Annotated in this window: 18 protein-coding genes, 2 rRNA genes and 2 pseudogenes (1 of these 22 running past the window's edge); 2 read left to right on the top strand and 20 right to left on the bottom strand. The window is 73.6% G+C overall.

The annotated features are described in order from the left end of the window. Positions 1–175: 175 nt before the first annotated feature. The 7 genes and pseudogenes from MW084_RS20115 to MW084_RS20085 form a co-directional block, all read right to left on the bottom strand. Positions 176–441 (bottom strand): annotated as a pseudogene (locus MW084_RS20115) (hypothetical protein); the annotation flags it as partial. 37 nt (positions 442–478) lie between these two features. Next, positions 479–688 (bottom strand): annotated as a pseudogene (locus tag MW084_RS20110) (hypothetical protein); the annotation flags it as partial. Continuing rightward, complete coding sequence (locus MW084_RS20105; protein WP_029553766.1) at positions 673–1,698, bottom strand: ParA family protein; 1,026 nt, start codon at positions 1,696–1,698, stop codon at positions 673–675. The pseudogene MW084_RS20110 and the gene MW084_RS20105, both read right to left, overlap by 16 nt. A 510-nt stretch (positions 1,699–2,208) precedes the next feature. Further along, positions 2,209–3,324 carry an alanine dehydrogenase gene (ald, locus tag MW084_RS20100; protein ID WP_010474125.1) on the bottom strand — a complete coding sequence of 372 codons (1,116 nt, stop codon included), beginning with the start codon at positions 3,322–3,324 and terminating at the stop codon, positions 2,209–2,211. A gap of 154 nt (positions 3,325–3,478) precedes the next feature. Then, on the bottom strand, positions 3,479–5,491 hold the full coding sequence (locus MW084_RS20095; RefSeq protein ID WP_275563725.1) for a tetratricopeptide repeat protein: 2,013 nt from the start codon (positions 5,489–5,491) through the stop codon (positions 3,479–3,481). A 527-nt stretch (positions 5,492–6,018) separates the two neighbouring features. Beyond that, entirely contained in the window at positions 6,019–6,645 is a 627-nt protein-coding gene (locus MW084_RS20090) for an NUDIX domain-containing protein (protein ID WP_010474123.1), read from the bottom strand. A gap of 87 nt (positions 6,646–6,732) precedes the next feature. Further along, a complete protein-coding gene (locus tag MW084_RS20085) occupies positions 6,733–8,412 on the bottom strand; it encodes a CTP synthase (protein WP_010474122.1) in 1,680 nt (559 codons plus the stop codon). A gap of 519 nt (positions 8,413–8,931) precedes the next feature. On the opposite strand from MW084_RS20085, the gene MW084_RS20080 reads away from it, so the two are divergent. Beyond that, entirely contained in the window at positions 8,932–10,734 is a 1,803-nt protein-coding gene (locus MW084_RS20080) for a glycoside hydrolase family 15 protein (protein WP_010474121.1), read from the top strand. Positions 10,735–10,908: 174 nt separating this feature from the next. On the opposite strand, the gene MW084_RS20075 is transcribed toward MW084_RS20080, so the two are convergent. The 9 genes from MW084_RS20075 to MW084_RS20030 form a co-directional block, all read right to left on the bottom strand. Continuing rightward, complete coding sequence (locus MW084_RS20075; RefSeq protein ID WP_050986844.1) at positions 10,909–12,027, bottom strand: glycosyltransferase family 4 protein; 1,119 nt, start codon at positions 12,025–12,027, stop codon at positions 10,909–10,911. A 110-nt stretch (positions 12,028–12,137) separates the two neighbouring features. Next, positions 12,138–12,890: a hypothetical protein gene (locus MW084_RS20070; RefSeq protein ID WP_010474119.1), complete on the bottom strand. Its 753-nt coding sequence runs from the start codon at positions 12,888–12,890 to the stop codon at positions 12,138–12,140. A gap of 42 nt (positions 12,891–12,932) precedes the next feature. Beyond that, entirely contained in the window at positions 12,933–14,675 is a 1,743-nt protein-coding gene (recN, locus tag MW084_RS20065; protein WP_010474117.1) for a DNA repair protein RecN, read from the bottom strand. A gap of 42 nt (positions 14,676–14,717) precedes the next feature. Next, entirely contained in the window at positions 14,718–15,632 is a 915-nt protein-coding gene (locus tag MW084_RS20060; RefSeq protein WP_010474115.1) for an NAD kinase, read from the bottom strand. Further along, a complete protein-coding gene (locus tag MW084_RS20055) occupies positions 15,629–16,444 on the bottom strand; it encodes a TlyA family RNA methyltransferase (RefSeq protein WP_010474113.1) in 816 nt (271 codons plus the stop codon). Before MW084_RS20055 ends, MW084_RS20060 begins: the two co-directional genes overlap by 4 nt. A 363-nt stretch (positions 16,445–16,807) precedes the next feature. Further along, complete coding sequence (locus MW084_RS20045; RefSeq protein WP_010474110.1) at positions 16,808–17,626, bottom strand: ABC transporter ATP-binding protein; 819 nt, start codon at positions 17,624–17,626, stop codon at positions 16,808–16,810. Between the two features lie 35 nt (positions 17,627–17,661). Beyond that, the gene (locus tag MW084_RS20040) at positions 17,662–18,747 is read right to left on the bottom strand and encodes a FecCD family ABC transporter permease (RefSeq protein WP_010474108.1); all 1,086 of its coding nucleotides are present in this window, start codon (positions 18,745–18,747) and stop codon (positions 17,662–17,664) included. Beyond that, on the bottom strand, positions 18,744–19,790 hold the full coding sequence (locus tag MW084_RS20035; RefSeq protein ID WP_420833773.1) for a FecCD family ABC transporter permease: 1,047 nt from the start codon (positions 19,788–19,790) through the stop codon (positions 18,744–18,746). Before MW084_RS20035 ends, MW084_RS20040 begins: the two co-directional genes overlap by 4 nt. A 46-nt stretch (positions 19,791–19,836) precedes the next feature. Further along, positions 19,837–20,868 (bottom strand): HAD-IIA family hydrolase, encoded by a 1,032-nt coding sequence (locus MW084_RS20030; protein ID WP_010476509.1) that lies wholly within the window; start codon positions 20,866–20,868, stop codon positions 19,837–19,839. A 78-nt stretch (positions 20,869–20,946) separates the two neighbouring features. Between MW084_RS20030 and MW084_RS20025 the strand changes: the two genes are divergently transcribed. Continuing rightward, positions 20,947–22,230 carry a DUF1015 domain-containing protein gene (locus MW084_RS20025; protein ID WP_010476510.1) on the top strand — a complete coding sequence of 428 codons (1,284 nt, stop codon included), beginning with the start codon at positions 20,947–20,949 and terminating at the stop codon, positions 22,228–22,230. Positions 22,231–22,288: 58 nt separating this feature from the next. On the opposite strand, the gene MW084_RS20020 is transcribed toward MW084_RS20025, so the two are convergent. The 4 genes from MW084_RS20020 to MW084_RS20005 form a co-directional block, all read right to left on the bottom strand. Continuing rightward, entirely contained in the window at positions 22,289–23,050 is a 762-nt protein-coding gene (locus tag MW084_RS20020) for a tetratricopeptide repeat protein (RefSeq protein ID WP_039830259.1), read from the bottom strand. Next, the gene (locus MW084_RS20015) at positions 22,990–24,351 is read right to left on the bottom strand and encodes a hypothetical protein (protein WP_275563862.1); all 1,362 of its coding nucleotides are present in this window, start codon (positions 24,349–24,351) and stop codon (positions 22,990–22,992) included. The genes MW084_RS20020 and MW084_RS20015 overlap by 61 nt, the downstream gene beginning before the upstream one ends. A gap of 52 nt (positions 24,352–24,403) precedes the next feature. Next, a 5S ribosomal RNA gene (gene rrf, locus MW084_RS20010) occupies positions 24,404–24,520 on the bottom strand. 105 nt (positions 24,521–24,625) lie between these two features. Then, positions 24,626–26,822: ribosomal RNA gene (locus MW084_RS20005) — 23S ribosomal RNA — on the bottom strand; it runs 921 nt beyond the window's last position.

Here is a 26,822-nt window from a genome sequence, read left to right as displayed (position 1 = left end):
ATGTAATGTAAAGGGTTCGGGGGCATCGTGGTCCAGGGGGTGCGGGGGCGGCGGCCCGTAGGCTACCCGGGCGCGCCCGCCCGGCGGCGCACCACGCGCGGGCGGCCCGCCGGAGACGCCCGCACGCGCTCCTTCCGGGCGTACGCGACGGGGCCGCGCGGCGCGCGGGTCCCGCTCAGCGGCCCCTCAGCCGCCGCACGAGGATGCTCGCGTCCCCCCGGGACTCCAGGTCGGCCAGGACCACCGCGACGGCCTCGCGGACGATGCGCCCGCGGTCCACGGCCAGTCCGTGCTCCCCGCGCAGGACCAGGCGCGCGTGCTCCAGGTCCATCAGCTCCTCGGCGGAGACGTACACGGTGATCTTCTCGTCGTGGCGCTCCCGCCCGCTGGGCCGCCGGCTCGGGGAGCGCCGTCCCCGCCGGGCGGCCGGGGCGCCCGGCGNNGNCGCCGTCCCGGAGGCCGCGGCGGGCTCCGGCNNGCNGGCCGCCGCCCGCGTCCGGGGCCGCGCGGTCCCGGGGTCGCCCGCCGCCGCGTGCTCCTCGGGCGGCTGGTCCTGCTCGCCGCCCTGCCCGGGCACCCGGGCGGCCTCCTGCGCGGGCTGGCGCCGGGGCGTGGACGCCTGGAGGGCCGTGCCCCCGGTCGTGCGGAACAGCTCGTCGGCTCCGGGCAGACTCACTCGGCGTGACACCGGGCGAGCACCTCCCTGGCGAGCTGGCGGTAGGCGGCCGCGCCGACCGAGTTCGAGGCGTACGTGGTGATGGGCTCGCCCGCGACCGTGGTCTCCGGGAAGCGGACGGTGCGGCCGATGACCGTGTGGTAGACGTGGTCGTCGAAGGCCTCGACCACGCGCGCGAGGACCTCGCGGCTGTGGACGGTCCGGGAGTCGTACATCGTGGCGAGGATGCCGTCGAGCTCCAGCTCGGGGTTGAGGCGCTCCTGGACCTTCTCGATGGTCTCCGTGAGCAGCGCGACCCCGCGGAGCGCGAAGAACTCGCACTCGAGCGGGACTATCACCTTGTGGGCGGCCGTCAGCGCGTTGACCGTCAGCAGGCCGAGGGACGGCTGACAGTCGATCACGATGTAGTCGTAGTCCTGCAGCAGCGGCTTGAGGGCGCGCTGCAGGGTCGACTCGCGGGCGACCTCGCTGACGAGCTGCACCTCGGCGGCCGACAGGTCGATGTTGCTCGGCAGGAGGTCCATGTTGGGCACGGCGGTCTTCAGGAGGACCTCGTCCGCCGACATGCCCCGCTCCATGAGCAGGTTGTAGACGGTGAGGTCGAGTTCCATCGGGTTGACGCCGAGGCCGACCGACAGGGCGCCCTGCGGGTCGAAGTCGACGAGCAGCACCCGCCGTCCGTACTCCGCGAGCGCGGCGCCCAGATTGATGGTCGAGGTGGTCTTGCCCACGCCGCCCTTCTGGTTGCACATCGCGATGATCTTCGCGGGGCCGTGCTCGGTGAGCGGGCCGGGGATGGGGAAGTACGGCAGGGGCCGCCCGGTCGGGCCGATCCGCTCGCGGCGCTGCCGGGCGGCGTCGGGGGCGAGGGTGGCCGCGTACTCGGGGTCGGGCTCGTACTCGGCGTCGGGGTCGTAGAAGTGCCCCTCGGGGAGCTCGTCGTAGGCGGCGAAGTGGGTGGAGTCTCGGCCACTGTCGTTGCCGGCCATGGCGTTCACGTGTTGGCCGTCCATCGTCCTCATCGTGTGGGATGTCGTCATGTGCTGGTGCGTCGCGAACGTCCGGACGGCGACCTCGGGTTCGGACGACGGGCCACCGCGGCCCGCCGCCGGCGTTCCCGGCCGCGCGACCCCGGGAGCAAATGTCGACTCATTCACAAGTCGTCTTACCTCCTTGGACGGGCCAGGAAACTTATCGATAGGTCAGCGTGGCACCATGCCGACGGTTGGCGACTCTATGGCGTGTCACCGCTTCGCAGCAACACAATCGGGCGGACGCGGCGGGATGTGTCGGTGCCCGGGCGCCTTCCTGTCAAGGGCCTGAAGGCGCCCGTCGGCGTGTTTCGCGGGCGTGCGAAACGGTCGAAGGGCCGCGTTCACGGCGACTTCAGGCAGTGGGCGCGGCCGGACGCGCCTCCGGCCGGACCTCGTCCCACGAGGTCCGGCCGGAGGCGTGCGGTTGACGGGGCGGCGCCGGTCGCGGGCGGGTGAAGTCCCCCGTGCGCGCCGCCGTTTGGGGAAGGTGCGCGGGCGTCAGCCGACGAGGGAGGCGAGCTCCACGTGGTCCAGGCCGTGCGCCTCGGCGACTTCCCGGTAGACGACCTTCCCGTCGTGGGTGTTGAGGCCCCTGGCCAGCGCCGGGTCGCGGCGCAGCGCCTCGGCCCAGCCGTTGTCGGCCAGCGACACGATGTAGGGCAGCGTGGCGTTGGTCAGGGCGTAGGTCGAGGTGTTCGGGACGGCGCCGGGCATGTTGGCCACGCAGTAGAAGATCGAGTCGTGGACCCGGAAGGTCGGCTCGGCGTGCGTGGTGGGGTGGGAGTCCTCGAAGCAGCCGCCCTGGTCGATCGCGATGTCGACAAGGACACTTCCGGGCTTCATGCGGGACACCAGCTCGTTGCTGACCAGCTTCGGGGCCTTGGCGCCCGGGACGAGGACGGCGCCGACGACGAGGTCGGCCTCCAGGACGGCCTTCTCCAGCTCGAACGAGTTGGACATGACGGCCTTGACCCTGGTGCCGAAGATCCTGTCGGCCTCGCGGAGCTTGTTGATGTCGCGGTCGAGCAGGGTGACCTCGAAGCCCATGCCGACGGCGATCTGCGCGGCGTTCCAGCCGGAGACGCCGCCGCCGATGACCACGGCCTTGGCCGGGATCACACCGGGCACGCCGCCCGGCAGGACCCCGCGCCCGCCGGCCGCGCGCATCAGGTGGTACGCGCCGACCTGCGGGGCGAGCCGGCCCGCGACCTCGGACATCGGGGCGAGCAGCGGCAGGGCGCGGTTGGCGGTCTCGACCGTCTCGTAGGCGATGGCGGTGGTGCCGGAGGCCAGCAGCGCGTCGGTGCACTCGCGGGACGCGGCGAGGTGCAGGTAGGTGAAGAGGGTCTGGTCCTTGCGGAGGCGGTGGTACTCCTCGGCGACGGGCTCCTTGACCTTCAGCAGCAGGTCGGCGGCGGCCCAGACCTCGTCGGCGGTGGGGAGTATCCGCGCCCCCGCGGCCACGTACTCGTCGTCCGCGATCGAGGAGCCGACCCCGGCGTTCCGCTCGACGAGGACCTCGTGGCCGTGGCGGACGAGCTCGTGCACGCCGGCCGGGGTGATGGCGACGCGGAACTCGTTGTTCTTGACCTCGCGGGGGATGCCGACCTTCATCGTCGATCACGGTCCTTGAATCAGGGGTAACAGGGGTAGAGCGCTCCATGGCGATACATACCCGCATGTTTCAGGACACATCGGGATACGCAGCAAGTGAGCGCGACCAACCCAGTCTAATGAAGGACTTCTCTGTGTCCAGCCTTACAAAGTTTTAATTTTCCTGGGAACTACCACGGATTTCGCAGGCAGGGGGTGCGGCATTCCTCATGAGGTCCCGATGCGTGGCCCCGGGCTGCGCGGCGGGCCCGCCGGGGCCGAGGAGCCGTTCGGCGGCGACCCGGTGCAGCCGGGCCGCGGCGGGGTCCCCGAGCCGGTCGAGGGTGTCGGCCAGACGGAGCCGCAGCGCGGCGTGGAGGCGCGCGTCACCGGCGCGGCGGGCCCACTCGACGGCCTCCTCGCAGGTGCGCAGGGAGTCCTCCGGGCGGCCCGCGTACTCCTGCACCCGGGCCGTCTCGGCCAGCGCCCTGGCGTAGCCCGCCACGTCCCCGAGGCGCCGGTAACCGGCCGCCGCCGCGCGCCAGTCGCGCAGCGCCTCGGCGTGGCGTCCGGCGTACGCGTGGACGGCGCCGAGCCGGCCGTACAACCGCGCCTGGTCGGCCCGCTCGTCCCGGGCGAGCCGCTGCGCGAGGGCCCGGCCGTACCAGTCGGCGGCCCGCTGCCAGTCGCCCAGCTCCTGGTAGGCGCCGCCGACGGACTCCATCGCGCGGCCGGTCGCGTACGGGTCGTCCGCCAGCCGGCCGGCGTCCAGGGCGGCCCGGTAGCGGGCCAGGGCGTCGCGGGTGCGGCCGGTGGCGGCGTCCAGGTCGGCGAGGTTCAGCAGGGCGGCGGCGCGCTCCCGGTGCAGGCCGCGGCGCTCGGCGACGTCCAGGACGAGCCGGTGGAGGCCGTACAGCTCGGGCGCGGCGGCCTCGGTGCCCCGGTGCGCGGCCAGGGCCCGTACGAGCGCGGCGATCAGGCGTCGGGCGAGCGTGTCCAGCTCCCCGTCCGCGACCGCGAGGCGCGCGGAGGCCAGCAGGGCGGGCTGCCGCAGGTCCAGCCAGTCGGCGGCGGCCTCGCGGCCGGGGAAGCGCAGGGCGCGCGGCAGCCCGGCGTGGCGGCGGCGCGCGGGGGTGCCCGCGGGCTCGGTGACCGCCCGGCAGGACTGCAGGAGCCGTACGGTCCGCTCCAGCATGCGCGCCCGCGCCAGCTGCGTCTCGGCGGGCCGGTCCTCGGCGGCGAGCCGCTCCCTCAGCAGCGGCATCAGGCATCCGGGCACCTCGTACCGGCCGGGCGGGGCCTGGCGTACGAATCCGAGCGCGACGAAGCCGTCGAGCAGCGAGGCGGCGGCCGACACCGAGCAGCCGGCCAGCGCGGACAGGGTCTGCGGGTCCACCAGGCCCAGCGGGGCGAGGGCGAGCAGGCGCAGGGCGCGCGCGCCGGGCGCGGGCAGCGAGTCGTACGCCAGGCGGAACGCGCGGGCGAGCGGCCGGAGCGCGGCGGGGCGGCCGTCGTCGTCCGGCACCGCGCGCAGCCGCTTGGCCAGGTCGGCGACGGACGCGGTGGGGCGGGCCGCGAGCCACCCGCCCGCGAGGACGAGCGCGGCGGGCTGGCCGGCGCACAGCTCGGCGAGGGTCTCGGCGGCCTGCGGGTCGACGGTGATGCGGACGGAGCCGGTGCAGGTGCCCAGGAGTTCGACGGCGGCCTTGGTGTCGAGCCCGCCGACCGTGCAGGGCCGCACGTCGGGGATGCCGGTGAGGGGGCCCTGCGCGATGGCCACGACCAGGCACTCGGGGTTGTCCGGGAGCAGGGCGTCCACCTGCTCGGCGTCGGCGGCGTCGTCGAGGAGCAGCAGGACGCGGCGGTCCCGGAGGGCGGTCCGCAGCAGTTCGCCGACGTCGTCCTCGTCGGCCCCGGCCGGCGCGGCGACGCCGAGGCCCTTTAGGAGCGCGCGGGCCACGCGCCCGACCGGTACGGCCTCGCCGCCCGGCTCGGTGAGGCGGGCCCGCAGCACCCCGTCGCGGTATCCGCGCTCCAGGTCCCGGACCAGCTCCTCGGCGAGCGCGGTCCGCCCGGACCCGGGGCGCCCGGCGATGAGCAGCACCCGTGCGCGGGGCGCCTTCCGCCCGGCGAGGGTGTCGAGTCCGGCCCGCGAGATGTCGACCCGCAGCGCCTTGATCTCCCGCACCCGCCCGAAGAACCGCCGTCCGCGGTCCTGCGGTACGGCGCCGTCGCCGTCCCGGCCGGGGGCCTGCGGGGGCTCCGCGGAAGCGGCGGGCGCGGGAGTGCCGGCACCGCCGGCGCGGGCGGCGCCGCCGGGATCCGAAGCGGCCGGGGCGGACGGGCCGGCGGCCGGTGCGGGGACGGGACGCGGGCGTCCGGCGCCGGGCGGCGCCGGCTCCGCGCCCGTGTCCGCGCGGGCACCGTCCGCAGGGCGGCGAGCGCCGGCACCCGGGCGCTCCGCGCCGTCCGCGCCGTCCGCGGGGCGCCCGGTTCCGCCGCTGTTCACCGCCTGGTCCGTCACGGGTCACGCTCCCGTCCGCCTGCGTCACGTGCTGCCCCGCCGGGTGCCCGGGCGGGTGAGCCGAGCGTAGTTCAGCACCGCGGGCGTCCCGTACGGAGCACGGCCCGTGCATCACCCGATCGGATCAGCAGATCGTCACACCGGCCGATGCCGGATGGCCGGCGCCGGGTCCGCCCGGACGCCGGCCCCGCTCAGGCCGTGAAGGGCCTCGCCGGCCAGGGCGCCTCCGCGGGGCGCAGCGCGTCCAGGCCGTCGCCCGCCCGCGCGGCGAGGACCGCCAGCACGCCGACCACCAGGCAGTCGTTGTGCAGGCGCCCCGCCAGGATGCCCCGCGCCAGCTCGGTCAGCGGCACCCGGGCGACCTCCATGTCGGCCTCCTCCTCGGCGGCCTCGAAGCGCTCCCCGTCCGCCTCCGACAGACCGCGCGCCAGGAAGATCCGCAGGGCCTCGTCGGAGCCGCCCGGAGAGGTGTACACGTCGGTCAGGACGCGCCACTCGTCCGCCTTGACGTGGGCCTCCTCGTACAGCTCCCGCCGGGCCGCGCGCAGCGGGTTCTCGCCCGGCACGTCGAGCAGGCCGGCCGGGATCTCCCACAGCTTCCGGCGCACGGGGTGCCGGTACTGGCGCAGCACGAGGACGCGGTCCTCGTCGTCGAGCGCGAGCACGGCGACCGATCCGGGGTGGACCTGGTAGTCGCGGCGCGCGACCGAGCCGTCGGGCATGACCACCTCGTCCGTGCGGACACTGGTCTTGCCGCCCCGGAACGGGGTCTCGGTCGCGGTGACCCGCCACTCGGCCGGCGTGTCCTCGATGGTCATGCGGTCGTCCTCCCTCAGCGCGTCGGCCGGGGCGCCGGTCCGAGCGGACCCGCGCCCCGGCCAACCGTATAACCCGCGGTCAGGGCGTCACGCCTCGGACCCGGCGGCCCGCTGCCGCTCCACGGCGGCCTTCACCAGTCCGGCGAACAGCGGGTGCGGCCGGGTCGGCCGGGACCGCAGCTCGGGGTGGGCCTGGGTGGCCACCAGGTAGGGGTGGACCTCGCGCGGGTACTCGACGTACTCGACGAGCTTGTTGTCCGGGGAGGTGCCGGAGAAGACGATGCCGGCCTTCTTCTCCAGCTCCGCGCGGTAGGCGTTGTTCACCTCGTAGCGGTGGCGGTGCCGCTCCTCGACGTACGGCTGGTCGCCGTAGACCTCGCGGACGACGGAGCCCTCCGCGAGCTTCGCCGGGTACAGGCCGAGCCGCATGGTGCCGCCCAGGTCGCCCGCGCCCTCGACGTACGCCAGCTGCTCCTCCATCGTCGAGATGACCGGGTGGGAGGTGGCGGCGTCGAACTCGGTGGAGTTCGCGTCGGCGATGCCGGCGAGGTTCCGCGCGGCCTCGATGACGATGCACTGCAGGCCCAGGCAGAGGCCGAGCAGCGGGACCCTGTTCTCGCGGGCGTACCGGATGGCGCCGACCTTGCCGTCGACGCCGCGCTCGCCGAAGCCGCCGGGGATGACGACCGCGTCGACGTCGCCGAGCTGCTGGGCCGCGCCGGAGGGGGTCCTGCAGTCGTCGGAGGTGACCCACTTGACCTTGACCCGGGCCTTGTTGGCGAAGCCGCCGGCGCGCATGGCCTCGGTGACCGACAGGTAGGCGTCGGGCAGGTCGATGTACTTGCCGACGAGGGCGACCGTGACCTCGTGCTCCGGGTTGTGGACGCGGTCGAGCAGGTCCTCCCAGACCGTCCAGTCGACGTCGCGGAAGGGCAGGTCCAGCTTGCGGACGACGTAGGCGTCGAGGCCCTCGGTGTGCAGCACCTTGGGGATGTCGTAGATCGACTTGGCGTCGATGGCGGCGACCACGGCCGCCTCGTCCACGTCGCACATCAGGGAGATCTTGCGCTTGATGGCGGTCGGGACGTCCCGGTCGGCGCGCAGCACGATCGCGTCGGGCTGGATGCCGATGTTGCGCAGGGCGGCGACGCTGTGCTGGGTCGGCTTGGTCTTCAGCTCGCCGGACGGGCCGATGTACGGCAGCAGCGAGATGTGCACCACGAAGACGTTGTCCCGCCCGACCTCGTGGCGGACCTGGCGGACGGTCTCCAGGAACGGCAGCGACTCGATGTCGCCGACCGTGCCGCCCACCTCCGTGATGACGACGTCCACGTCGTCGGTGGCCATGCGGCGGATGCGGTGCTTGATCTCGTTGGTGATGTGCGGGATGACCTGCACCGTGTCGCCGAGGTACTCGCCGCGCCGCTCCTTGGCGATGACGGTGGAGTAGATCTGGCCGGTGGTGACGTTGGCGGAGCCGTCGAGGTCGACGTCGAGGAAGCGCTCGTAGTGGCCGATGTCCAGGTCCGTCTCGGCGCCGTCGTTGGTGACGAACACCTCGCCGTGCTGGAACGGGTTCATCGTGCCGGGGTCGACGTTCAGGTACGGGTCGAGCTTCTGCATCGTGACCCGCAGGCCCCGCGCCTTGAGGAGCGCCCCCAGGCTGGAGGCGGTCAGGCCCTTGCCGAGGGAGCTGGCGACACCCCCGGTGACGAAGATGTGCTTGGTCGTCGTGGCTGTGCTGTTTCGGAAAGCAGCGGGCGGCATGGCCAAGAGGGGGCTCCCGTGGTCGCGGTCTGGAGGTGCGTACCGGCGTCCGTTCCGGAGGAGCCCTGAGGGGGCCCGGGGCCTCCGAAGGTGCCGTCGCTGCGGTTCGGGGGCCGCCGATCGGTTCTGCGGCGCCCACCGGTCCACGGGCTACCAGGGTATCAGCGACGGAAGAGGACCGCGTTCCGGCCATACGACCCCTGCGAATCAGCCATTGTGCGATCCTGTGGATGAGTGTTCGAGTCTGTGCGGAACAAAGGCGTGCGCACCGGGCTGCATGCGTGCGCGCAACGGGTACGCGCCCCTTGGTCCGGACCGTCCGCGCCACCGGCTTCTCCCGGGAGGACCACACGGAAGACCCGGGCGCGTCGTATCCTGCTCGGACACCCGTTGCCGAGTCAGTCCTTCGTACGACACCACCCCGCCCGTCGTCCGGGACCCCTCGCGCCAACGATCCTTGACCCTGACCCCAGTAAGCGCCCCGCGGGGCGAACGTGGCCGTTCGACTGGAGATTGCACGTGGCCGGGCGCATCGAGGACTACGCACTCATCGGAGACATGCAGACCGCCGCCCTGGTCTGCCGGGACGGCACGGCGGACTGGCTGTGCCTGCCCCGCTTCGACTCGCACGCCGTCTTCGCAGGAATCCTCGGGACCGAGGAGCACGGATTCTGGCGGATCGGGCCGGAGCACGCCGAGGGGTCCGAGCCTCCGGCCGCCGACCGCCGCCGCTACCGGGGCGACTCCCTCATCCTGGAATCCGAGTGGGACACGCCGCGCGGCACGGTGCGCATCACCGACTTCATGCCGCCCCGCGACGGCGCGCCGCAGCTGGTGCGGATCGTCGAGGGCGTCAGCGGCCGGGTGAAGATGCGCTCCGCGCTGCGGATGCGGTTCAGCTACGGCCGGATCGTGCCGTGGGTCCACAAGGTCGACAACCGCACGGTCGCCGTCGCCGGACCCGACTCGGTGTGGTTCGACACGCAGTGCGAGACGTACGGCGAGAACCTCACCACGTACGCGGACTTCACCGTCGCCGCCGGCGAGCGGATCGCCTTCACCCTCAGCTGGCAGCCCTCGCACCACGCGCAGCCCCCGCTGCCCGACCCCGAGGGGGCGCTGGAGGCGACCACGGCCTTCTGGCGCGAGTGGGTCGACCACTGCACCTACCGCGGCCCGTACCGCGAGTCGGTGGTCCGCTCCCTGATCACGCTGAAGGCGCTGACGTACGCGCCGACCGGCGGCATCGTCGCCGCGCCGACGACCTCCCTGCCGGAGGACATCGGCGGCGTGCGCAACTGGGACTACCGCTACACCTGGCTGCGGGACGCGGCGATCACGCTCTCCTCGCTGCTGCGCACCGGCTACCGCGAGGAGGCCCGCGCCTGGCGCGAGTGGCTGCTGCGCGCGGTCGCCGGGGACCCGGAGAACCTGCAGATCATGTACGGCATCGCGGGCGAGCGAGAGCTGGGCGAGGCGGAGCTGGACTGGCTGCCCGGCTACGAGGGCTCCGCCCCGGTCCGCGTCGGCAACGGCGCCGCCGCGCAGCTCCAGCTCGACGTGTACGGCGAGGTCACCGAGGCCCTGCACCTGGCCCACATGACCGGCCTGGCCCGCAACGACTACGCCTCGCTCCTCCAGCTGAAGCTGATCAACTACCTGGAGAAGCACTGGAACGAGCCCGACGAGGGCATCTGGGAGGTGCGCGGCCCGCGCCGCCACTTCGTCCACTCCAAGGTCATGGCGTGGGTCGCCGTCGACCGCACCATCCGGCTGATCGAGTCCGGCGACGCCGACGGCCCGCTGGAGCGGTGGCGCGAGCTGCGCGACGAGATCCACCGCGACGTGTGCGAGAAGGGCTACGACCCGGAGCGCAACACGTTCACGCAGTCGTACGGCTCGCGGGAGCTGGACGCCGCGCTGCTGCTCATCCCGCAGGTGGGCTTCCTGCCGCCGGACGACAAGCGGGTCATCGGCACGATCGAGGCGATCCAGCGGGAGCTGTCCACGGAGGACGGCTTCATCCTGCGCTATCCGACGCAGGGCTTCGACGAGGGCGTGGACGGCCTGCCCGGCGACGAGGGCGCCTTCCTGGCGTGCTCGTTCTGGATGGCCGACGACCTGGCGATGATCGGCCGGGTCGACGAGGCGCGCAAGCTGTTCGAGAAGCTGCTCGGCCTGCGCAACGACCTGGGGCTGCTCGCCGAGGAGTGGGACCCCCGCCTCCAGCGGCAGGTCGGGAACTTCCCCCAGGCGTTCAGCCACGTGCCGCTGATCGACACGGCGCTGCGGCTGACCGCGAGCGGCGCGTACGGCGGCTGACCCGCCCGCGCGCGGGGCGGCGTCCCGTCCGCCCCGTCCGGGCGGCGCCGCCGTGCCGCCCCGGCCGGCCCTCGGGAGCGGTACCGGCCGTGCGCGGNGCNGACCGCGCGAGCGCCGCGTGCCGGGCCGGGTCGGCCCGCACGGGCCCGGCGCCGGGCCGGGCCGGGCCCGGCGCTAGGCGTCCGTCCTGGGCCGGGGGCCCGGTGCGCGGGGGCCCGGAGGTGCGCACAGCTCGTCGTAGACGCTCAGCACCTGGGCGAGGGTCTCCTCCTCCGTCGGCCACGTCCCGGCCTGCCGCGGCCCGGCCGCCGCGAGCGCCGCGTGCCGGACCGGGTCCGTCAGCAGGCGGGTCACGGCCGACGCGAGCCGTACGCAGTCCCCGTGCGGGACGAGCTCTGCGGCGTCACCGACCAGCCCCCGCGCCCCGTCCGCCGCCGTGGCGACCAGGGGGACGCCCAGCCGCAGCGCCTCCCGGGCGAGCGACGCCCGCGACTCCCAGCGGCCGGCCAGCACCGCCACGTCCGCCGCGGCCAGCAGCGCGGCCACGTCGTCACGCCGCCCGAGCAGCCGCACCGGCAGTCCCTCGGCGTCGACGCGCCGCTGGAGCGCGGCCCGCCGCGGGCCCTCACCGGCGACGGCGACCAGCGGCACCGGGTCGTGGCCGAGCCACCGCCGGGACGCGTCCAGCAGCGTGCCGTGCCCCCGGTGCGGCTCCAGGGGGCCGGCCGTCACCACCAGCGGCCTGCCGACCGCGCCGAGTTCGGCCCGCGCCTTCTCCCCGGGCAGGTCGGCGGGACGGTGCGGCGGCGGCGGGGCCACGGGGGCGAGACGGGCGTCGCGGGCGCCCCGCCGGCGCGCCCGGTCCACCAGCTCCGGCGACGTGGCGAGGACGACGGCGGCCGCGCGCACGGCCTTCCGCTCCACCAGCCGCAGCAACCGCCCGCCCACTCCCTCGGCGTGCGGCCCGAAGTGCCAGGTGACGACGAGCGGCGTCCGCTGCGCGGCGAGGGCCACCGCGGACCGGACCGCGGCGTTCAGCCCGTGCGCGTGGACGAGGTCGGCGCCCGAGCACACGGCCCGCAGCGCGCCCACGGTCAGCGGGTCGCCGCGGGTCGGCACGGGCACGAAGCACGCGCCGGCGCCCATGAAGTCGTGGGTGCGGTCCACCTCCGCGGGGGCGCACACGGTCACCCGTACGCCCCTCGCCACAAGCCCGGAGGCCAGCGACCTGACGTGGGCGCCGCTGCCCGCGCCACCGCCGCCCAGGACCTGGACCGTACGCAGCTGTTTCACGCGCCAAGGATGCCAGCCCGTACGGGCGTTCCGGCACTGCTCCCGGGCCGGGCCCGCCGCTTCCCGCCACTTTCCGGCGCACGACGGCGCGACACCGCCGCCGGGATCACTCACACGGGTGAGCGCGCGAGTCGGCTGACGCTCTCCCCGGCGACGGCGGCGGCGGTGAACGCGGCGGCGTGCAGGGCCAGCCCGAGCCGCCCGTTCCCGGCGGCGACGGCCACGCCGAGGGCCGCGCCCAGCGCGTGCGCCCCGGTGTCGCCGAGCATCGTGCGCTCCCGCAGGTCGTCGCCGAGGACCGCCGCGGCGGCCCCCGCGGGCGCGGCGGCGAGCGGCCCGCCCCGCACCACGCCGGGCACTCCGAGGACCAGGACGGCCGACGCGGCGCGTCCGGGCCGCACGTCGAGGAGGTTCACGAAGTGGGCGGCGCCCGCGACCACCACGCCCGTGAGCAGCCGGTCGAGTGGACGCTCCTTCAGCAGGACGCCCGCCGCCAGCCCGGCGGCGCCGATCCCGAACAGCTTGACGGCCCCGCTGGTGACCTCGCCGTGCCGCAGCGCCCCGAGGTGGGCGCGCAGGCCGCGCCGGTGGTCGCCGCGCAGGTCGTCGTAGGCCCCGCAGAGCGCCCCGGCCAGGACGGCCTGCACGGCGGCGGCCCGCTCCCGGGGCGGGACGGCACCGAGGGCGGCCAGGGCCGTCCCGGCGGCGACGGCGGGGCCCGCGTACAGGCCGACGGCGCGGCCCGCGTGGTTGACCCGCTCCCACCCGGGCCGGCGGCGGCGCCGCAGCCCCGCGTGCACGGCGCGGGTCACCGCGGCGGCCGTGCCGCAGACGGCGGCGGTCCTGACGGGGCGGTCGATCACGTCCGCCACCCTACTCGGGCCGCCCCCGCCGCGCGGCCGGGTTCAGAGGTCCGCGCGGGCGGTCGCCAGGAGTTCCTCCGCGTGGGCCCGGGCCGCCTGCGAGTCCTCCTGCCCGGCGAGCATCCGCGACAGCTCCCGCACCCGGTCCTCGCCCTCCAGGAGGGTCACGCCGGACCGGGTGACCGAGCCGTCGCTGGTCTTCTCCACCAGCAGCTGCCGGTCGGCGAACGCCGCGACCTGCGGCAGGTGCGTCACGACGACCACCTGCGCCGTCCTGGCCAGCCTCGCCAGGCGCCGGCCGATCTCGACGGCCGCCTTGCCGCCGACACCGGCGTCGACCTCGTCGAACAGGTAGGTCGGCACCGGGTCCGTACCGGCGAAGACGACCTCCACCGCGAGCATCACCCGGGACAGCTCGCCCCCGGACGCGCCCTTCGCGATGGGCCGCGGCGGGGCGCCCGGGTGCGGTGCCAGCAGCAGCTCCACCTCGTCGGCGCCGGACGGCCCGTAGGCGACGCGCCGCCCGCCGACCTCGACGCCGTCCGGGTCCTCGGTCTGCCGGATGTCGAACGACACGCGCGCGTGCGGCATCGCCAGCGACGCCAACTCGGCGGTGACCGCGTCGGCGAAGCGCGCGGCCGCCTCCGTCCGGGCGCCGGTGAGGGTCTGCGCCAGCCGCGACAGCTCGGCGCGCAGGGCGTCCCGTTCGGCCGTCAGCTCCGCGATCCGGTCGTCGTCGCCGTCGAGTTCGGTCAGCCGGGCGGCGCCCTCCTCCGCCCAGGCGAGGACGGCGGCGACGTCCTCGCCGTACTTGCGGGTCAGCCCGGCCAGCGCGGCGCGCCGCTCCTCGACGGCGGCCAGCCGCCGCGGGTCGGCGTCCAGGCCGTCGGCGTACCCGGCGAGTTCGCCCGCCACGTCGGTGAGGAGGATCGAGATCTCCCCGACCCGGTCGGCGAGCGAGGCCAGGGCCGGGTCGTGGGAGCGTACGGCCTCCAGGGCGCGCCCCGCGGCGCCGACCAGCGTCGTCGCGTCGACCGACTCCGGGTCCTCCGGGTCCCCGGCGAGCGCGCCGTGCGCGAGCGCGGCGGCGGAGGCGAGGGCCTCGGCGTGGCCGAGCCGTTCGGCCTCGGCGGCCAGTTCCGCGTCCTCGCCGGGGCGGGGCGCGACCGCCTCGATCTCCGCCAGCCCGAACCGCAGCAGGTCCGCCTCCTGCGCGCGTTCCCGCGCGCGCGTGGTCAGCTCGTCCAGCTCGGCGTCGAGCGCCCGCAGCCGCCGGTACGCCTCGCCGTACGCGGCGAGCGGCACGGCGACGGCGTCGCCCGCGTACCGGTCGAGCGCGGCGCGCTGCCTGGCGGGCTTGAGCAGGCCCTGCTGGTCGGTCTGGCCGTGGACGGCGACGAGGTCGTCGGCCAGCTCGGCGAGCAGCCCCACGGGGACGCTGCGCCCGCCGAGGTGCGCCCGCGAGCGGCCCTCGGCCGAGACGGTGCGGCTGATGAGCAGCGCGCCGTCGTCGAGCTGGGCACCGGCCTCCTCGGCGCGGCGGGCCGCCGCGGAGCCGGGTTCGACGCCGACGCGGCCCTCCACGACGGCGGACGCGGCCCCGATCCGCACCAGGGCCGGGTCGGCGCGCCCGCCGAGCAGCAGCCCCAGACTGGTCACGACCATGGTCTTGCCCGCGCCCGTCTCACCGGTCACCGCGGTGAACCCGGGCGACAGCTCGACCACCGCGTCGTCGATGACTCCGAGCGACCGTATCCGCATCTCCTCCAGCACGTGGAAGACCATACGAGGTCCGGCGGCCCCGATGCGACGACCCCCGCCCCGCGGCTAGTGCGGGGCGCCGCGCCAGCCCGACACGGGCAGCGCGAACTTGGCGACGAGCCGGTCCGAGAACGAGGCGTGGTGCAGCCGCGCCAACCGTACCGGCACCGATCCGCGCCGCACCTCCACCCGCGCGCCGGCGGGCAGGGTGACGGTGCGCCGCCCGTCGCACCACAGCACCCCGTCGGGGGTGTGCGGCTCGACCTCCACGGCCAGCACCGAGTCGGGCGTCGTCACCAGCGGCTTCGCGAACAGCGCGTGCGCGCCGATCGGCACCATCAGCAGCGCCTCCACCTCCGGCCAGATCACCGGCCCGCCCGCGGAGAAGGCGTACGCGGTGGACCCGGTGGGTGTCGCGCAGATCACGCCGTCGCAGCCGAAGCCGGTCACCGGGCGCCCGTCGATGGCGAGGACGACCTCCAGCATGCGCTCGGGCGCGACCTTCTGCACGGCGGCCTCGTTCAGCGCCCAGTTGGTGTGCAGGACGTCGCCGTTGTCGTAGACGACGACGTCGAGGGTCATGCGCTCCTCGACCTCGTAGGCGCGGGTGACGACCCGGTCGACGACCTTGTCGAGGTCGTCGCGTTCGGCCTCGGCGAGGAACCCGACCCGCCCCAGGTTGACGCCGAGCATCGGCACGCCGGACGCGCGGGCGAACTCGGCGCCGCGCAGCAGCGTCCCGTCGCCGCCGAGGACGATCAGCAGTTCGCAGCCGTCCAGGACGTCGGGCGTGGCCTCCGGGACGGTCTCCACGGACGGCGGCAGCGGCAGGTCGGCGGCCTCCGCGGCCAGCACCCGCACGCCGATGCCGCTGCGCAGCAGGCCCAGGACGACGAGTTCCGCGCTGCGCACCGCGGCGGGCCGCCCGGTGTGCGCGAGGAGGAAGACGGTCCGCGGCGCCGCGGTCGGCCGCGGGGTCAACGGGGTCCCTCCGCCACGGCGCGGTCGACGTCGGCCGGGTCCAGGGCGGGCGCCCCGGCCCGCAGCCACAGGAAGTACTCGACGTTGCCGGACGGGCCGGGCAGGGGGCTCGCGGTGACGCCCAGCACGCCCAGCCCGAGCGCGGCGGCCTGCCGCGCCACGTTCCGCACGGCCTCGGCGCGCAGTTCGGGGCTGCGGACCACACCGCCGCTGCCGAGCCGCTCCCTGCCCACCTCGAACTGCGGCTTGACCATCAGCACGAGGTCGGCGCCGGGCCCGGTCACACCGGCGAGCGCCGGCAGGACCAGGCCGAGCGGGATGAACGACAGGTCCCCGACGACCAGGTCCACGGGTTCGCCGCCGATCGCGTCGAGCGTCAACTCCCGTACGTTGGTGCGGTCCTTCACGGTGACCCGGTCGTCGCTCTGCAGCGACCAGGCGAGCTGCCCGTACCCGACGTCGACGGCGACGACGTGCGCGGCGCCGGAGCGCAGCAGGACGTCGGTGAAACCGCCCGTGGACGCCCCGGCGTCGAGGGCCCGCCGCCCCTCGACGGCCAGTCCCCGCGGGGTGAACGCGGCGAGCGCCCCGGCGAGCTTGTGGCCGCCGCGCGACACGTACTCGGGATCGGCGTCGTCCTGGGCGACGACGATGGCCGCGGCGGTCTCGACCTGGGTGGCGGGCTTGGCGGCGGTGGCGCCGCCGACGGTCACCCGCCCCGCCGCGATCAGCTGGCTCGCGTGTTCGCGCGAGCGGGCGAGCTTGCGGCGCACAAGCTCGGCGTCGAGACGGCGGCGTGCCACTCCTGCCACGTTCGGTTCAGCTCCTGTGGTCGTTCGGGGGTCCCGTCGGGGAGGGGGCGTCCAGCGCGGCCAGCACGTCGCGCAGCCCCCGGTGTACATCCTCGTACACCTCCAGGTGTGCGTCCGCCGCGAGCCGGCCGGTGTCGTCCAGCCGCTCCAGCAGGGCGTCCACGGGGGCGTGCCCGGTGGCAACCCGCCCGGCGCCGGGCGGGTCCGGCGCGCCGCCGTCCGCCCCGGCCGGGGGCGGCGGGGTGCGGGCGGTGTCCGGNGNNNGCGGGGGCTCTTCCGGGGGCGTGGCGTCCATGCCCCGACGCTACCGCGAAGCCCCCGCGCACCGCCGGTCCGCAGCGGCACCGCCCCGGCCGGGGGCGGCTACACCCGCGGCGCCCGCGCCCGCCGGGCCGCCGGGACGACCAGCGGCGTGCCCGTCTCGGGGTCGTCGATGACCTGGCAGCGCAGGCCGAAGACCCGCTCGACGAGTTCGGCGGTGACGACCTCGGACGGCGGGCCCTGGGCGACGATCTCCCCGCCGCGCACGGCGACGAGGTGCGTGGCGTACCGGGCGGCGTGGTTCAGGTCGTGCAGGACGGCGACGAGGGTGCGGCCCTGCGTCTCGTGGAGCTCGGCGCACAGGTCGAGGACGTCGATCTGGTGCTGGATGTCGAGGTACGTCGTCGGCTCGTCGAGCAGCAGCAGCGGCGTCTGCTGGGCGAGCGCCATCGCGATCCACACCCGCTGGCGCTGCCCGCCGGACAGCTCGTCGACGTACCGGTCGCCCAGCCCGCCGACGCCGGTGGCCTCCATCGACTCCCGCACGATCCGCTCGTCCTGCGCCGACCACTGCCGCAGCAGCCCCTGGTGCGGGTAGCGGCCCCGGGCGACGAGGTCGGCGACGGTGATGCCGTCCGGCGCGATCGACGACTGGGGCAGCAGCCCGAGCGTGCGCGCGACCTGCTTCGCGGGCATGGAGTGGATGGCCTGCCCGTCCAGCAGCACCCGGCCCCGCGTGGGCTTCAGCATCCGGGCGAGGGCGCGCAGCAGCGTGGACTTGCCGCAGGCGTTGGGCCCGACGATCACCGTGAAGGAGTTGTCGGGGATCTCCACGGACAGGTCCCGGACGACGGTCCGCTGGTCGTAGGCGAGGGTGACGGACTCCGCGGCGAGACGCTGCCGCGGGGGCTGGGACTGCATGGGCGTACTCCTGGCGCTCTGGTCGTTCACGGGGGTCATATCCGGCCTGCCCGGCGCTCGGTGACCAGGAGCCACAGCAGGTAGCAGCCGCCGACGACGCCGGTGACGACGCCGACGGGAAGCTGGCGCCCGCCGAAGGCGTGGGTGGCCGCCCAGTCGGCGACCAGCAGCATCACCGCGCCCACCAGGGCGGACGCGCCCAGGTTCGGCCCCGGCGACCGGGTCAGCCGGCGGGCCACCTGGGGGGCGCTGAGCGCGACGAACGTGATGGGGCCCGCCGCGGCGGTGGCGGAGGCGACGAGCAGCGTCGCGCACACCAGTTGCACCATCCGCACCCGCTCCACCCGCACGCCCAGCGCGTACGCCGCGTCGTCGCCCATCTCCAGCATCCGCAGCGGCCGCCCGTAGGCGAGGACCACCGGCAGCAGGACGGCGGTGGCGGCGAGCAGCGGCCGGAACTGGGTCCAGTCGCGGCCCTCCAGGGAACCCGTCATCCACACGACCGCGCGGGTCGCGTCGACCAGGTTCGCCTTGGTGATCAGGTAGTGGATCACCGCGGTCAGCATCGCGGCGAGCCCGATGCCGACGAGGACGATCCGGAAGCCGTGCACGCCCCGCTTCCACGCGAAGACGTACACGGCGACGCCGGTCAGCGTGCCGCCGGCGAGCCCGCCGGCCGCGACGGCGGTGGCGTCGCCGTGGAACAGCACGATCACCGTGAGGGCCCCGACGATCGCCCCCTGGTTGACGCCGAGCATGTCGGGGCTGCCGAGCGGGTTGCGGGTGACGGTCTGGAAGACCGCCCCGCCGACGGCCAGGCCCGCGCCGACCAGGACCGCGACGAGGACGCGCGGCAGCCGCAGGTCGAGGACGACGAACTCCTGCGCGGCGGTGCCCCCGCCGAGGAGGGTGGCGACGACGTCGCCGGGCGCGACGGGGAAGTCGCCGCTGCCGACGAGGACGACACCGACGACCAGGACCAGCGCGGACAGCAGCAGGCAGACGGCCACGGTGCGCGGCTCGACCCGGACGGACAGCCCGCCCCGCGTGCGGACGGCCCGGACGGTGCGGGTGCGGGCCGGCGGGGCCGGCGCGGCGGCGGGCGCGGGGGGCGCGGTCACAGCTGGACCATCCTCTTGCGGCGTACGAGGTGGAGGAAGACGGGCCCGCCGATCAGCGCCGTGACGATGCCGACCTGGAGCTCGGAGGGGCGGACGACGACGCGGCCGACGATGTCGGAGCCGATCAGCAGCACCGGCGAGAGGACCGCCGCGTAGGGCAGGATCCACCGCATGTCGGGCCCGGTGACCGCGCGGACCAGGTACGGCACCATCAGCCCCACGAAGACGATCGGCCCGCACGCGGCGGTCGCGCTGCCGCACAGCAGGGTCACGGCGAGCACGGCCCGCACCCGGGTGCCGGTGAGGCTCGCGCCGAGCGCGCGGGCGGTGTCGTCCCCCATCTCCATGGCGTTCAGGGGCCGGGCGACCGCCGCGGCCAGCGCGACACCGGCGGCGACGAACGGGCCGACCACCTCGACGATCTCCGCGTCGGCGCCGGCCAGCGACCCGACGGTCCAGAACCGCAGCCGGTCCAGGGCCGCCGAGTCGAGGAGCTGGACGGCGTTGACGTACCCGTACAGCGCGGCGGTCGCGGCGGTACCGGCCAGCGCGAGCCGCACCGGGGTGGCGCCGCGCCCGCCGCCGAGCACGTACACCAGCACCGAGGCGACCGCGGCACCGGCGAACGCGAACCACACGTACCCCAGGAAGGACGTCACGCCGAGGACGCCGGTCGCGGTGACCACGGCGGCCGCGGCGCCCGCGTTGACGCCCATCAGGCCCGGTTCGGCGAGCGGGTTGCGGGTGAGGGCCTGCATGACGGCGCCGGCCAGGCCGAGCGCGACGCCGGCGAGGAGGCCGAGCAGCGTGCGCGGGACGCGGACCTCGGCGATGAGGACGTCGTTGTCGGTCCCGGAGTACTGGAACAGGCCGTGCCAGACGTCGCCGAGCGGCACCGGCCTGGCGCCGACGGCGACGCTCGCGACGCACACGAGCGCCAGCACGCCCAGGGACAGCAGCAGCCCGGCGGCGCGCTTCGACCGGCGCCCACGGGGCGCGGCGGCCCCGGGTTTCGCGCTCTGCTCGGTGGAGCTCTCAACCAACACCCGGTTAGGTTAGCCTACCCTCCCCATGGTGATCACGGGGGTGTCACCACCCCAGTCCGGCCAGCGCCTCCCCCGCGTCCAGGGCGCACGACCCGTCCCCGGCGTGGCTCCAGGCGGCCGCGCACAGCGCCCGCAGCCCGTCGAGCGGCTCACCGTCCCCGCCGAGGGCGAGCGCGCCGCCGTCGGCCTTCGCGGTCCACCCCCCGCAGCGAAAACCGTCCGCCGCAGTGCCGGTCACCTCGGGCTGGCCGGTCAGCAGCCCCCGCAGATCGGCGTCGACGTACGTCGGCCGGTGCTCGGGCCGGGCCGCGAGCAGCACCGCCGGGGTGGTCACGCCGGTGAGCACGAGCAGCGAGTCGGCACCGCCGTTGTACGCGCCCTCGATGTCGGTGTCGAGCCGGTCCCCCACGACCAGGGGCCGCCGCGCCCCGGTCCGCAGGACCGTCTCGCGGTGCATGGGCGGCAGCGGCTTGCCCGCGACGTGCGGCTCGGCGCCCGTCGCGATGCGCACCACCTCCACGGCGGCGCCGTTGCCGGGCGAGATGCCGCGCGCCCCGGGGATGGTCAGGTCGGTGTTGGACGCGTACCACGGCACCCCCCGCGCGATCGCGTACGACGCCTCCGCGAACCGGCCCCACGGCAGGTCGGGCCCGCCGTACCCCTGGACGACGGCCGCCGGGTCGTCGTCCGCGGACTCCACGGGGACCAGCCCCCGCTCGCGCAGCGCCACCCGCAGCCCCTCGCCGCCGACCACCAGGACGCGCGACCCCCGCGGCAGCCGGTCGGCGACGAGCCGCGCCACGGCCTGCGCCGACGTGACCACGTCGGCCGGCTCGGCGGGCACGCCCAGCTCGGTGAGGTGCGCCGCGACGGCCTCGGGGGTGCGCAGCGCGTTGTTGGTGACGTACGCGAGGCGCATCCCGCCGGCCCGCGCCTCCCCCAGCGCCTCCACCGCGTGCAAAACGGCCTCGCCGCCCGCGTACACGACGCCGTCCAGGTCCAGCAGCGCCGTGTCGTAGGCCGCGCTCAACGCGGTCGAACTGCCACCCGGCGCGCTCCGTCCGTGCCGCCCCATCAACCTGGCTCCTCACTCGTCCGGCGGATCCCGTCCCCCGATCATCGCTCATCCGTACGCCACACCTACGATGCAGGGATGAACGAAAGAGGTACCGCGGCCGACGACGGCCTGCGTCTGAAGCCGTTCCGCGGACTGCGGTACGTCCCCGAACGGGTGCGCAGCCTCGCCGCGGTCACTTCTCCGCCGTACGACGTGGTCGTGCGGCCGGACGGGCTGGACCACCTGGAGTCGTCGGACCCCTACAACATCGTGCGGCTGATCCTGCCGCAGGCCCCGACGGCCGACGCCCGTCCGCGCCGGGCGGCGGACACCCTCGCGGACTGGCTGGAGGACGGCGTCCTCGCCCCCGACGCCGAACCCGCCCTGTACGTGTACGAGCAGCGCAAGGGCGACCTGCTGCAGCGCGGCCTGATCGGCGCGCTGGAGCTGTCGCCGCCGGCCGAGGGCGTGGTCCTGCCGCACGAGGACGTGATGCCACACGTGGTGGAGGAGCGCGCGGACCTGATGCGGACGACGGGCGCGCACCTGGAGCCGCTGCTGCTGACGTACCGGTGCGAGGACCGCGCCTCGGGCACGGCGGCCGTGATCGAACGGGCCACGGCGGGCACGCCGCTGCTCTCGACGACGACGGAGGACGGCTTCGACCACCGGCTGTGGGCGGTGACCGACCCGGCCGAACTGACGGCGGTCGCGGACGACCTGGCGGACCACCAGGCGCTGATCGCGGACGGCCACCACCGCTGGGCGACGTACCTGCGGCTCCGCGAGGAGCGGTCGGGTCCGGGCCCGTGGAACTACGGCCTGGTCCTCCTCGTCGACACCGGCCGCTACCCGCTGCGGGTGCGGGCGATCCACCGGCTGCTGCACCGCCTGCCGGTCGCCTCGGCACTGGCGGCCCTGGACGGGGGGTTCCGCGTGCGGACGCTGGACGGCGTACCGCTGGAGGCGGCCCTGGACGCCCTGGCGGAGGCGGCGGACCACGGCAACGCGTTCCTGCTGGCGGGCGACGGCCGCTTCCACCTGGTGGACCGCCCCGCCCCGGACCTGCTGGAGCGCACGGTGCGCCGGGACCGGCCGGAGGCGTGGCGGCGGCTGGACGCGACGGTGCTGCACGCGACGCTGCTGGAGCACGTGTGGCGGGTCCCCGACGCCCCGGAGCACATCGCCTACATCCACGACGCGCGGGCGGCGGTGACGCAGGCGGAGCGGAACGGGGCGACGGCGGTCCTGATGCACCCGGTGCGCGAGGAGGTCGTACGGGAGCTGGCGCGCCAGGGCGTGACGATGCCCCGGAAGTCGACGTCGTTCGGCCCGAAGCCGGCGACGGGCCTGGTCCTGCGCAGCCTGGCCCTGGACTGAGGACGCGGAAAGGGGCGGCACCCCGCGGGGTGCCGCCCCTTTCCGCGTCTCCGCGCGGTCAGTGCTCGTCGGTGCCGGCGTCCTCGTCGGCGTCGTCCCCGGCGGGCCGGTCCCGGTCCTCCGCGTCCTCGTCCTCCGCGTCCTCGAAGGCGTCGACGAACTCGACGCCGTCGAGCTCGGCAAGCCGGTCGGAGGCGTCGGTGGTGCCCTCCTTGTCGGACTCCAGCGCCTTGGCGAACCATTCGCGCGCCTCGTCCTCCCGGCCGGCGGCGAGGAGCGCGTCGGCGTACGCGTACCGCAGGCGCGCGGTCCACGGCTGGACGGAGTGGGACGCGAGTTCGGGCGACTGGAGGGTGACGATCGCGGCGTCGAGCTGGTCCATGTCGCGGCGGGCCCCGGCGGCGACGAGCCGCATCTCGACCTGCCCGGCCTTCTCCAGCTTCTGCACCTCCGGTTCACCGGCCATGGCGAGGGCCTTCTCGGGGCGGCCGAGACCGCGCTCGCAGTCAGCCATCACGGGCCACAGGTCGACGTTCCCGGTCATGCGCCGGGCGGCCCGGAACTCGGCGAGGGCCTCGGCGTACCTCTGCGTCGCGTACGCGGCGAAGCCGGCGGCCTCGCGGACGGCGGCGACACGGGAGGCCAGCCGGAGGGCGATCCGCGAATAGGCGTACGCCTGTTCGGGGTCCTCGTCGATGAGCCGGGCGACCATGACCAGGTTGCGGGCGACGTCCTCGGCAAGGGTCTTGGGCAGGCTCGTCAGCTCCTGCCGCACGTCCTGGTCGATCTCGTCACCGGTGACGTCGTCGGGGATGGGCAGTCGCTTGATGGGCTCACGGTCCCGGCGATCGTCGCGCCGGTCGTCGCGGCCGCCGCGGAATCCACCACGGTCCCGGTCGTCGCGCCGGAAGCCGCCACCGCCCCGCCGATCGTCGTCACGACGCGGCCCACGGTCCCGGTCCCGGTCGTCACGGCGGAACGGCGGACGGTCGTCCCCACGCCGGAACCCACCACGATCATCCCGCCGGTCGTCGCGGCGGTCATCACGGCGGTCATCACGGCGGTCGTCGCGCCTCGGAGCCCGATCATCACGCGGGAAGGACGGACGCTCCTCACGCCGGAAACCACCACCGCCACCACCCCGCCGATCGTCATCACGACGCGGCCCACGGTCCCGGTCCCGGTCGTCACGGCGGAACGGCGGACGGTCGTCCCCACGCCGGAACCCACCACGATCATCCCGCCGGTCGTCGCGCCTCGGAGCCCGATCATCACGCGGGAAGGACGGACGCTCCTCACGCCGGAAACCACCACCGCCACCACCCCGCCGATCGTCATCACGACGCGGCCCACGATCCCGATCCCGGTCGTCGCGGCCGCCGCGGAATCCACCGCGGTCCCGGTCGTCGCGCCGGAAGCCGCCACCGCCCCGCCGGTCGTCGTCACGACGCGGCCCGCGATCCCGATCCCGGTCGTCACGGCGGAACGACGGACGGTCATCCCCACGCCGGAACCCACCACGATCATCCCGACGCTCGTCCCTACGGTCATCCCGCCGGTCGTCGCGGCGGTCGTCGCGCCTCGGAGCACGGTCGTCACGTGGGAAGGACGGACGCTCCTCACGCCGGAAACCACCACCACCGCCCCGCCGGTCATCATCACGACGCGGCCCACGATCCCGGTCGTCGCGCGGGAAACCACCCCGGTCATCGCGGCGGTCGTCGGAGCGGTAGCCGCCACCGCGCCGATCGTCGCCCCGCCGGTCGTCGTCCCGCCGGTCGTCGTCCCGCCGGAAGCTTCCGCCCCGGTATCCACCGCGGTCCCGGTCGTCGCGCCGGAACGACGGACGATCGTCCCCGCGCCGGAAACCGCCACGATCGTCGCGGCGGTCGTCACGGCGGAAGCCGCCACCGCCCCGCCGATCGTCGTCGCGACGCGGGGCGCGATCGTCACGCGGGAATCCGCCCCGCTCGCCCCCACCGTCCCTACGACGAGGTTCGCGATCCGGACGGTCGTCGGAGGAGTTGGTGGACATGGGTGTGGCTCCTGTCTTCTGGTACTGCCGGCCATTCTCGCGCAGTGGGCGTTCCATCGCGCTTCGAACAAATCCGGTGACAACAAAAAGGACCTCCGATCCCAGCATGCACGCTGGGACCGAAGGTCCTGAAAAATTGTTCGGCGGTGTCCTACTCTCCCACAGGGTCCCCCCTGCAGTACCATCGGCGCTGAAAGGCTTAGCTTCCGGGTTCGGAATGTAACCGGGCGTTTCCCTAACGCTATGACCACCGAAACCCTATCGGGTTCGAGCGAACAAGCACACTATTCACTTGAATAGATGTTGTATGCCGGTGCGACTGTTCGCAACCCGGGAACAACACAGTGGACGCGAGCAACTGAGGACAAGCCCTCGGCCTATTAGTACCGGTCAACTCCACCCATCACTGGGCTTCCATATCCGGCCTATCAACCCAGTCGTCTACTGGGAGCCTTACCCTCTCCAAGGAGGTGGGAACACTCATCTCGAAGCAGGCTTCCCGCTTAGATGCTTTCAGCGGTTATCCCTCCCGAACGTAGCCAACCAGCCATGCCCTTGGCAGGACAACTGGCACACCAGAGGTTCGTCCGTCCCGGTCCTCTCGTACTAGGGACAGCCCTTCTCAATATTCCTACGCGCACAGCGGATAGGGACCGAACTGTCTCACGACGTTCTAAACCCAGCTCGCGTACCGCTTTAATGGGCGAACAGCCCAACCCTTGGGACCGACTCCAGCCCCAGGATGCGACGAGCCGACATCGAGGTGCCAAACCATCCCGTCGATATGGACTCTTGGGGAAGATCAGCCTGTTATCCCCGGGGTACCTTTTATCCGTTGAGCGACGGCGCTTCCACAAGCCACCGCCGGATCACTAGTCCCGACTTTCGTCCCTGCTCGACCCGTCGGTCTCACAGTCAAGCTCCCTTGTGCACTTACACTCAACACCTGATTGCCAACCAGGCTGAGNGGAACCTTTGGGCGCCTCCGTTACCCTTTAGGAGGCAACCGCCCCAGTTAAACTACCCATCAGACACTGTCCCTGATCCGGATCACGGACCCAGGTTAGACATCCAGCACGACCAGAGTGGTATTTCAACGGCGACTCCACCATGACTGGCGTCACGGCTTCACAGTCTCCCACCTATCCTACACAAGCCGAACCGAACACCAATATCAAACTGTAGTAAAGGTCCCGGGGTCTTTCCGTCCTGCTGCGCGAAACGAGCATCTTTACTCGTAGTGCAATTTCACCGGGCCTATGGTTGAGACAGTCGAGAAGTCGTTACGCCATTCGTGCAGGTCGGAACTTACCCGACAAGGAATTTCGCTACCTTAGGATGGTTATAGTTACCACCGCCGTTTACTGGCGCTTAAGTTCTCAGCTTCGCCCGGACGAATCCAGGCTAACCGGTCCCCTTAACGTTCCAGCACCGGGCAGGCGTCAGTCCGTATACCTCGCCTTACGGCTTCGCACGGACCTGTGTTTTTAGTAAACAGTCGCTTCTCGCTGGTCTCTGCGGCCACCCCCAGCTCGGAGTGCAAGACTCGTCACCAGACGTGGCCCCCCTTCTCCCGAAGTTACGGGGGCATTTTGCCGAGTTCCTTAACCATAGTTCACCCGAACGCCTCGGTATTCTCTACCTGACCACCTGAGTCGGTTTAGGGTACGGGCCGCCATGAAACTCGCTAGAGGCTTTTCTCGACAGCATAGGATCATCCACTTCGCCACAATCGGCTCGGCATCAGGTCTCAGCCTTCAATGTGTGACGGATTTGCCTACCACACGGCCTACACCCTTACCCCGGGACAACCACCGCCCGGGCTGGACTACCTTCCTGCGTCACCCCATCGCTCACCTACTACCAGTCTGGGCCACCGGCTCCACCACTCCGTGCTTGTCCGAAGACGCACACGACGGCTTCACGGGCTTAGCATCGCTGGGTTCAGCGCTGGCGCTTCAAAGCGGGTACCGGAATATCAACCGGTTGTCCATCGACTACGCCTGTCGGCCTCGCCTTAGGTCCCGACTTACCCTGGGCAGATCAGCTTGACCCAGGAACCCTTAGTCAATCGGCGCACACGTTTCCCACGTGTGTATCGCTACTCATGCCTGCATTCTCACTCGTGAACCGTCCACAACTCGCTTCCACGGCTGCTTCACCCGGCACACGACGCTCCCCTACCCATCACAGCGGGCGTTGGCCCTCATGCTGCAATGACACGACTTCGGCGGTACGCTTGAGCCCCGCTACATTGTCGGCGCGGAATCACTTGACCAGTGAGCTATTACGCACTCTTTCAAGGGTGGCTGCTTCTAAGCCAACCTCCTGGTTGTCTCTGCGACTCCACATCCTTTCCCACTTAGCGTACGCTTAGGGGCCTTAGTCGATGCTCTGGGCTGTTTCCCTCTCGACCATGGAGCTTATCCCCCACAGTCTCACTGCCGCGCTCTCACTTACCGGCATTCGGNNTTTGNCTAAGGTCAGTAACCCGGTAGGGCCCATCGCCTATCCAGTGCTCTACCTCCGGCAAGAAACACACGACGCTGCACCTAAA

It is taken from the genome of Streptomyces sudanensis (genome assembly GCF_023614315.1).
Taxonomy (GTDB): domain Bacteria; phylum Actinomycetota; class Actinomycetes; order Streptomycetales; family Streptomycetaceae; genus Streptomyces; species Streptomyces sudanensis.
This window is presented reverse-complemented; position numbering and strand designations above follow the sequence as displayed.